An 8477-nucleotide genomic window follows, 5' to 3' on the forward strand; every position below is an offset into this window, starting at 1 on the left:
GGCTAATAGTGATAAAAAATACAGCTAACTCACGCAGACCACTAACGCCGAAAGCCCCCCAGCACCGCTCCCTCCCCGCTAACCCAAAACCACCAAACCCCGTCCACCGGCGCGAGCGAAAAACCACCCGGCGCTTCAAGCCCCGATCAACACCCCGGTTCTGAACGGGACCGCGCCCGTAACGCGCCCCATCGGTGCGCCAGCGATCACAAAGCGGATCGCTCGACGCATATAAAAGACGCCATCGTTCTTCGTAGTCAGCGTGGTCACTTCGTCCGTGATCGGATCGACGATGTCGAACACAGGGTCTCCCGCTTTCAGATGCGCCCCGACCTGCGCGCGATACACCACCACGCCGCTTGCAGGTGCAATGAACTGTTCGCTGCCGGCCAGCGGTGTCGCAGGATGATTGAGCGGCGGCAACTCGCGCGCCTCACCTTCAATCACGCCGCGATACACAAGGTAATCGACAATCGCCTCTGCATCCTGCTGCGCAAATTCATACGACACGTCGCGCTGGCCACGATGCTCGACCGTTAGCGCAACGTTAGGCGCGGCAAGCGGCGTGCCCTCGCCGAGAAGCTCCCGAACCTCGTTCCAAAGTTGCGTATGCACTTCGTCAAACGACTGGCCGCCCGAGTCCGCGGCAAGCAATACGCCACTCGCCCCAAGATAACGCGCAAGCGGCTCGACGGCCGGCCAGCTTGCAGAACTTGTGTACAAATGCATGGTGGCTTCAAGCGAACAATGCAGGTCCAGGATGACGTCGGCATCGGCTGCCATGATCAGCATCTCGCGGCGCAAGGACTCAAACTCGTTCTTGGGCTTTACCTCAGCGAGCATCTCACATACGGCCCAGCGCAATAAACGCGTGTTGCTGTCGGCATCCTGCGTCCACTGCCCGCCGATCCGATCGATCAAGGCAGCCGCGGCCGGCAGCGGAAAGCTACGATTGAAGTTGTGACCGCTATTCAACTCGAAGCGCCCAAGGAACTGTCCGAGCACATGTTGCGAAAGCCCGATCGGATTGGCAACTGGCACCAGGATCACCTCGCCACGAATGCGTCCCGCGTTCTCCAGTTCGATCAGCCGTTGCTTCAGGCGCCACGCGGTCAGCATCGCGGGAATTTCGTCTGCATGCAACGAGGCCTGCACGTAGATCTTCTCGCCCGCACCCTGCGTGCCGAAGTGAAAGCTGACGAACTCGCGGCGCGTGCCGATGGAGGTAGAAACCAGCGGCGTGCTTTGGGTTTGCATCTGATGCTCCTGAAAATCTTGTTAATTGCCGTAGACGTCGAAGTCGAAATACTTGCGGGAGATTTTTTGGTAGATGCCGTCGGCACGCATGCTGGTTATCGCACGATCGATGTTCGCCTTGAGCGCAACATCGTCCTTGCGCAGACCGATGCCCGTACCATGGTCGCCCATCTCGAGCGGCCCGCCGACAAAACCAAAACCCTGCCCTCTCGGCGTCTTCAGGAAGCCGCTATCCGCCTCCACCGACCCCAGCAACGCAGCGTCGAGCCGGCCAGCCATCAGGTCGTTAAACACGCCTTCCTGGCTTTGATAAGCGACCACTTCCGCGCCGCCCGGCTGCCAGTTTTTCTGCGCATAGGTTTCGAACTGTGTGCCGCTCTGCACGCCGATGCGTTTGCCATGCAAACCTTCCGCACTCACCGTCAGCGGCGCGCCGGCCTTCGCAATCAAACGTGACTTGAACTGGAACAGCTTGGTCGAGAACGCGATCTGCTGCATGCGCTTTTCGGTGATGGCCATGGACGAGATGATCGCGTCGATCTTGCGTGCCTGAAGCGCCGGGATCATGCCGGAAAATTCCATTTCGACCCATTCGCAATGCATCGCGATACGGCGGCAGATCTCGTCGGCAAGATCGACGTCGAAACCGGTCACGTGGCCGTCGGGCATCTTGACGTCCATGGGCGGATAGGTCGGATCGATGCCAAGCCGCAAGACATTCGCATCTTTTGCGAAGGCCGGCGTGGCAACGGTCACGGCCGCGATCAAGGCTGCGGCCAGCAACGAAGGGAAGGTTTTCATCGGCGCTCACTCAGTGGTCAAGACGGTGATGGGGACAACACGCCTGCATGGTACGAGCGCAAAATGCCACCAAACAGGGCCGTTTTACTTATCATGATCACTTTTACCTATCAGCTGGGTGGTTATCGTGGACCTGACCTTGACGCAACTTCGCGTATTCGTCGCAGTCGCTGAAGCGGGCAGTCTCAGGGCGGCAGCGCGCCGGCTAGGGATCGCACAAAGCGGTGTGACGCAACAGTTGAGGAAGCTTGAGACCGGCGCGGGAGGTCCGTTGTTCGAGCGCGGTCATCGCGGCGCGCGCCTGACTTCGATCGGCGAACGCTTGCGGATTCGCGCCGACGTGATTCTCGGCGAGTGTGTCAGAACCGAAGACGAGATGCGTCAGTTACGCGGCGAATTGACCGGCCAGGTTTCGCTAGGCGCTGCGGCTGAGGCGATGATGCGGCTATTCCCCGCGCTGCTGGCGAGTTTTCGCGAGCGTTGCCCGCGTATAGACGTTCATCTGACTAGCGCCACTTCGCGGGTCCTGACTTCGTGGGTGCGCGACGGCAGTCTGGACTTCGCGTTGGCGCTGGTGTCCAACGAAGCGGATATCCACGACCTCGACGCGATCACGCTGTTTGAATCGCCAGTCGCCGTGATCGCGCGCCGTGGTCATCCTCTCGGTCGCTCGAGGTCGTTGCGAGCGCTGCAGCACTGCGAGTGGGTCAGCACGCGGCCTCGTCATGCAGGCGATGTCGCCAACCGGTTGTCCACCATGTTCGAGGATGCAGGGCTGGAACCGCCCCGTATTGCGGCGACCACCGAGGCCGTGTTCGATACGCTGCATTGCGTGGCGAACAGCGATTATCTGTCGCTCGAGCCTGTGCGTCTTGCGGAACATCAGTTCTTTAGTGAGCACGTGGCGATCGTGCCGATCAAGGAACACGCGCCGAGTACGCGCGTGTGTCTGCTGCGTCGCGCCGGTGTTCCGTTGACGCCGGTCGCGCAGGAGTTGGCGTCGATGGCCGTATCGTTTGCGAGGATGCTGCCCGGGACTAGCGTCAATCCCGGTCAATGACACTCGATACGATTGCGCCCGCACTCCTTGGCGCGGTATAGAGCGGCGTCGCTGCGAGAAAGCGGCGCGTCGGTGCATGCATCGGCCGCATTCATGACGGCAATGCCGATGCTCACCGTCAGCGCAATCCGCCGATCACCTTGCACCAGCGGCGCTTCCACAATACGTTGCTGCACTCGTTCGGCGAAGGCTCTTGCCTCGGCGATATCGGCATCAGGCAACACCACGGCAAATTCTTCTCCGCCTACACGGCCTGCTATGTCCTTCTCGCCCAACTGAGCGCGCAGAATGGTCGCGAAATGCCTGAGTGCCCGGTCGCCGACCGCGTGCCCCCATGTGTCATTGATCGATTTGAAATGGTCCAGGTCGCACATGAGAACGGCTGCGAAACCCTCCTCTTTAGCGCGCCGGATCCGCGCCAGCTCCGCCTCGATCTGGACCATGAAATAGCGGCGATTGGGCAACTGCGTCATAAAGTCGATAGTCGCGAACTCCTTCAGTTCGGCCTCTATGCGCTTGCGTTCCGTCACGTCAGTAATGAAGCCATGCCACAACGTGCTGCCGTCTTCCAGGCGCCGGGGCTGTGCATCCCCTTGCCGCCAGCGCAGACCCTGCCTTGGCAATTCAACGCGGTATTCAAGGTGCCACGGCGTCAGGGTGGCCGCCGACACTTCCAGCGAGGCACGATAAGCCGCGAGATCATCCGGATGAACGATCTCGTTGATCACCGCCGCGCTCATGGCGACCTGCTCCGGCGTGATCTCGTAGATACCTTCAATGCCCGCGCTTGCATACGAGAAGAACGACTCGCCGTTCGGCAATAACCGGTATTGAAAGACGAGACCCGGGACTTCATTGGTCAGGCTGGTGATCAGGTCGACAGTCTCCTGCAGTCGTTCGGACATGGCGCGCATGGCCGTGATGTCGGTGGTCGTGCCGATCATGCGCAACGGCCTGCCCTCGCTGTCACGGCTCACGACCTTGCCGCGGCTCGAGATCCATTTGTAGCTGCCATCCTTGCACCGGATGCGATGTTCGACTTCATAACTTGGCGTCTTTTGATCGAAGTGCGCCTGTATAGTCGCCTGAACGTAAGCAAGGTCATCGGGATGGACGCGCTTGTAGCTGTCGTTGATCTGGTTGGTCAGTTCCCAGTCCGCATAACCCAGGATCGCTTTCCATCCCGAGGAATAGTGGATCTCGTTCGTCAGGATGTTGCGGTCCCAAATGCCGGTGCCGCTGCCTGCGATGGCAAGCGCCATTCTTTTTTCGCTCTCACGCAGCGCATCTTCATCTTCTTTCAATCGGGCTGCCACGTCATCGCGTTCCACGAGGGCCGCTGCTGCGAGCCGGGCAAAGTCTCTGAGGCTCTCGCGCTCTTCGTCGTCCAGTGCGCGTGGCGTGGTATCGAGCAGACAAAATACCCCTAGCGTTTCTCCGTTCGAAGCCCTTAGCGGGCATCCGGCATAAAGGCGGATGCAGGGAGTGTGGATAACGTGCGGGTGACCGTGAAAGCTGTTGTCGGCAAGGATATCCGGCACGACGAGCACGTCGTCGCTATCGGTTGCTTGTTCGAAAAACGATAGATCGCGAGGCGTTTGCGCAAAGGGAATACCGTCGCGTGAGGCGAACCATTGCTGCTCTGCATCAACTCGCATGATCAGCGCGACAGCAACGCTGAAGTGTCGCCTGGCAAGGCGAGTGAGGCTGTCGAACCGTTCGTCCGCGACAGTGTCCGCAACGTCGGGCGATCTTGCCGTATGAAGCCGGGTGCTTTCATCGTCGGGTTTAGCGGGAGCCAGCATATCCAGTTCTGTCGACGGTGGCTGGGAGCAAGTGCATCCAGTCTATAACGACAATTCTCGCGTGAAGTTTAGACGTGCAACTCTACGTTGCATAGAACGGCGCAACCGGTTCAACCGATAGATAGACTTTGGACCAGCTTTCCGCGAGTTGGGGCGGCTGATTGCGGAGCGTCGGGGACGGGGTCGAGGACCAGTGATGCGGGGACGCGCTAGCGTCCCTCGTCCGCTCTTTAAACCGGCGGCGGATTTCGGTCCGCGAATCCGCGTTGATGCCAGTACGGATACGGCAGCGGCAACGTGCTCGCTTTATCCAGTGCTGCAATCTGCTCCGCACTCAACGACCAGCCGACACTACCCAGGTTCTCGCGAAACTGCTTCTCGTCGCGGGCGCCCACAATCACGTTCGCCACTGTCGGGCGCTGCAGCAACCAGTTCAACGCAATCTGCGGCACGCTCTTGCCCGTTTCTTTCGCCACGGCATCCAGCGCGTCGACAATGCCGTAGACATATTCATCGGCAACCGGCGGCCCCATGTCCGCCGTCTTGTGCAAGCGGCTGTTCGCGGGCATCGGACTGCCGCGCCGGATCTTGCCCGTCAAGCGCCCCCAGCCCAACGGACTCCACACTATGGTCGAGACCTTCTGGTCCAGTCCCAGCGGCATCAGTTCATGCTCGAAATCACGGCCGGCCAGCGAGTAATACGCCTGATGCACAGAATGCCGTGCAAGCCCCTCACGGTCCGACACCGCCAGCGATTTCATCAAGTGCCAGCCGGAGAAATTCGAACAGCCGATTGTGCGAATCTTGCCGGCGCGCACGAAGTCGTCGAGGGTGCGCAAGGTCTCTTCCACGCGTGTAAGCGCGTCGAAGCCATGCAGTTGATAGATGTCGATATAGTCGATGTTCAGGCGCTTCAGGCTGCCATTGATGGCTTCGGTCAGATGGTGCCGTGTCGAGCCGACGCTGTTCACGTCCGAGCCGAACTGAAACGTTCCCTTCGTCGATACGATCACTTGCGAGCGGCGTCCGGCAATCGCCTTGCCGAGGATCTCCTCTGCCATGCCGTCCGAATAGATGTCCGCGCTGTCGAACATCGAGACACCTGCCTCCAGCGCAATGTCGACGAGGCTGCGAGCGCCGTCGGCATCGGTGCTGCCCCACGCTTTGAAAAAGTCATTGCTGCCGCCGAACGTGGCAGTGCCGAGACTCAGCACGGGCACTTTGAAGCCCGTCTCGCCCAGTAAGCGATATTCCATATTCTCTCCTTTAATTTCCATTGAAAGCCGATGAGCCACAACCGGGTCGGCGACGCGGGCCGGCGGCATCGTTGATGCTTGCATCATGTTAAGAGATCGTTGGATATCGCGCTTGGACGCTGGCGGAACCGTCTCAAAGCGCCGGCTTCTCGCGAGTGGCTACAGTTCCCGGATCACATCCAGCGCCGCCCCCACCATGTCCCTCACCGCGACCTGAACCATATTGGCCGCCTCGGGTGCGTAGTCGAACGGCGCGGTCTCATGCATATACGTCGACTGGCACATCTCGAGTTGTATCGCATGAATGCCGGTCTCGGGCGAACCATAGTGACGCGTGTTGTAACCACCCTTGAAACGCCCGTTGGCGATCCAGGTGTACCCACTGCGCGCGGCAGCATCGGTGACGGCCTGCAACGCGCCCGGCGCCGCCGTCCGTCCATCCTGCGTACCGATGTTCAGATCAGGAAGCTTGCCCTCGAAAAGACGCGGCAACACGCTCGCAATGGAATGGGCTTCCCACAACAACACGTTCGGATGCGATGCCCGCAACCGCGCCAGTTCAGCCTCAAGCACATCGTGATACGGCTGCCAGTACGTCACTACGCGCCGCGCTTTCTCTGCAGCATCGGGCGCCGCGCCATCGCGATACAAGGGCATGCCCCGGAACGTTTCGCCTGGACACAAGCCGGTTGTCGTCTGGCCCGGATAAAGGCTTTCATCGTTCGATGGACGGTTCAGATCGATCACATAACGCGAGATGCGCGCGCCAAGAATCGTCGCGCCCATCTCCCTGGCGAAGTCATACAGGCGGTCGAGATGCCAGTCGGTATCGGCAACGCTCAGCGCTATGTCCGTGTACAACGGCCGCAGGCTCTCAGGAATTTCAGTGCCCAGGTGCGGGATGGAAATCAGCAGCGGAGCGTCGCCGCGATACAAGGTGTAGAGATCGGTCATGATGGATTCCTGACGAAATGAAAGTTAGAAATACAGGTCAATGAACGGTTATCGAATCGCATCGCCGGGCAGGTTGGGCAGCGCTTGCCGCAGCGCCGGCTGAATGCGCTGGTCGAGCACGCCGCGCGTCAGCGAGATAAGTTCGGCCGCAAAACCGTCCCATTCACTCTCGCGATGCAGCAGGAAAAAATCGCGGCGTGCGAGGCCGCCCGGAGGCAGCGGCAACACATCGATCTCGTCCAGATAATGACGCGCCTGCCATAAGCAAAGCGGAGTGGATATGGCAAAACCAAGACCCGCGGCAACAAGGCTAAGCAAGGGATCGGTGGCGTCGAATTCATAACGCCGCGGGCTGTCGATACCCAGATGCCGCGCAAAGCGCTCCACCTGCTGGCCGATGACCGAGCGCGCCGTATAACGAATCAACGGAAGATTGGCCGCAAGCGTGCGCCAGTCCGCCGCCGGACGCGACGCCAGAAAACGCCGCGACGCCACGGCCACGAAAGCCTCCGAGAACAGCGGAATCTCCACGATACGCGGATCTGAAATGACAGTCTGGGTGCACACGGCCAGATCGATCTCGCGATCGTGCAACTGCTTCGTCAGCCCCGGTGTCAGTCCCGACCACAGCGCAATCTGCCGCGCCGAACCGGATAGCGCACGAATCAGTTCCGGGCCGGCCGTGGCCGCGAACGAGTCCACGCAGCCGAGCCGCACCGAAGCATTACCCGCATCCGACACCTCGTCGATTCGCGCACTCACTCGTTGCGCGTGGTCGAGCAAGGGCGCGGCGAGTTCGAGCAACGCACGTCCGGCACTGTTGGCACGCGGTGGGCGGCTGTCGCGGTCGAACAAACTCGTACCCTGCTCGCGTTCGAGCGCGGATACAGCCTGGCTGATCGCGCTCTGGCTCACGCCGAGTTGCTTCGCGGCGGCGGTCATCGAGCCGGTATCGCAGACGGCTACGAACGCCTGCAGCGCACGCAGGTCGATGGGGTGACGCGGTCGTCTCATGGGCGCTCCGGGGTGGCGCGGTGCTGTGCTTGGTTTTCAGCATGCCCGTGCGGGCGAGGGCTGTGCAATGCTGCAGCGTTTTCCGTCGATATCCATAAGTTTGCCTTATGCAAAATGTTCGCGGAAGTGGCCGGTGGTTTTTGCTCGCGCTGGGGGGTGGGGGTTTTGGGGGTTGGCGGTCGAGGGTTGGTGCCGGGTTGGTGCTTTCGGCCTTAGCGGTCTGCGTGAGTTAGATGTATTTTTTATCACTGTTAGCCACTGTGCGTGGCGGCACTTCATTTCTGATATGACTTTCCGTGTCAAGCGTCGATGTTCAGATTTTGAGTTCAT

Annotated in this window: 7 protein-coding genes; 1 reads left to right on the plus strand and 6 read right to left on the minus strand. The window is 60.3% G+C overall.

Annotated elements, in window-relative coordinates; translation table 11 throughout:
- Positions 1–135: 135 nt before the first annotated feature.
- Both M0D69_RS42770 and M0D69_RS42775 read right to left on the minus strand, forming a co-directional pair.
- The gene (locus M0D69_RS42770) at positions 136–1257 is read right to left on the minus strand and encodes a succinylglutamate desuccinylase/aspartoacylase family protein (protein WP_301787833.1); all 1122 of its coding nucleotides are present in this window, start codon (positions 1255–1257) and stop codon (positions 136–138) included.
- A gap of 21 nt (positions 1258–1278) precedes the next feature.
- Positions 1279–2058, minus strand: a complete 780-nt coding sequence (locus tag M0D69_RS42775; RefSeq protein WP_301787834.1) for a transporter substrate-binding domain-containing protein — start codon at positions 2056–2058, stop codon at positions 1279–1281.
- A gap of 127 nt (positions 2059–2185) precedes the next feature.
- Here M0D69_RS42775 and M0D69_RS42780 point away from each other — a divergent pair, with 127 nt between their 5' ends.
- Complete coding sequence (locus M0D69_RS42780; protein WP_301787835.1) at positions 2186–3118, plus strand: LysR substrate-binding domain-containing protein; 933 nt, start codon at positions 2186–2188, stop codon at positions 3116–3118.
- On the opposite strand, the gene M0D69_RS42785 is transcribed toward M0D69_RS42780, so the two are convergent.
- The 4 genes from M0D69_RS42785 to M0D69_RS42800 all read right to left on the minus strand — a co-directional run bounded on the left by M0D69_RS42785 (position 3112) and on the right by M0D69_RS42800 (position 8147).
- Positions 3112–4923, minus strand: a complete 1812-nt coding sequence (locus M0D69_RS42785) for a diguanylate cyclase (RefSeq protein ID WP_301787836.1) — start codon at positions 4921–4923, stop codon at positions 3112–3114. The genes M0D69_RS42780 and M0D69_RS42785 overlap by 7 nt on opposite strands.
- A 230-nt stretch (positions 4924–5153) precedes the next feature.
- Positions 5154–6179, minus strand: a complete 1026-nt coding sequence (locus M0D69_RS42790; protein WP_301787837.1) for an aldo/keto reductase — start codon at positions 6177–6179, stop codon at positions 5154–5156.
- 159 nt (positions 6180–6338) lie between these two features.
- Entirely contained in the window at positions 6339–7133 is a 795-nt protein-coding gene (gene hutG / locus M0D69_RS42795) for an N-formylglutamate deformylase (RefSeq protein ID WP_301787838.1), read from the minus strand.
- Between the two features lie 48 nt (positions 7134–7181).
- Positions 7182–8147, minus strand: a complete 966-nt coding sequence (locus tag M0D69_RS42800; protein ID WP_301787839.1) for a LysR family transcriptional regulator — start codon at positions 8145–8147, stop codon at positions 7182–7184.
- Between the last annotated feature and the right edge of the window lie 330 nt (positions 8148–8477).

This window comes from Caballeronia sp. SEWSISQ10-4 2, from assembly GCF_030464885.1.
GTDB lineage: Bacteria > Pseudomonadota > Gammaproteobacteria > Burkholderiales > Burkholderiaceae > Caballeronia.

Coding starts and splice junctions, on each gene's coding strand:
- M0D69_RS42770 (WP_301787833.1), bottom strand. CDS start 1,257: ATGCAAACCCAAAGCACGCCGCTGGTTTCTACCTCCATCGGCACGCGC.
- M0D69_RS42775 (WP_301787834.1), bottom strand. CDS start 2,058: ATGAAAACCTTCCCTTCGTTGCTGGCCGCAGCCTTGATCGCGGCCGTG.
- M0D69_RS42785 (WP_301787836.1), bottom strand. CDS start 4,923: ATGCTGGCTCCCGCTAAACCCGACGATGAAAGCACCCGGCTTCATACG.
- M0D69_RS42790 (WP_301787837.1), bottom strand. CDS start 6,179: ATGGAATATCGCTTACTGGGCGAGACGGGCTTCAAAGTGCCCGTGCTG.
- hutG (WP_301787838.1), bottom strand. CDS start 7,133: ATGACCGATCTCTACACCTTGTATCGCGGCGACGCTCCGCTGCTGATT.
- M0D69_RS42800 (WP_301787839.1), bottom strand. CDS start 8,147: ATGAGACGACCGCGTCACCCCATCGACCTGCGTGCGCTGCAGGCGTTC.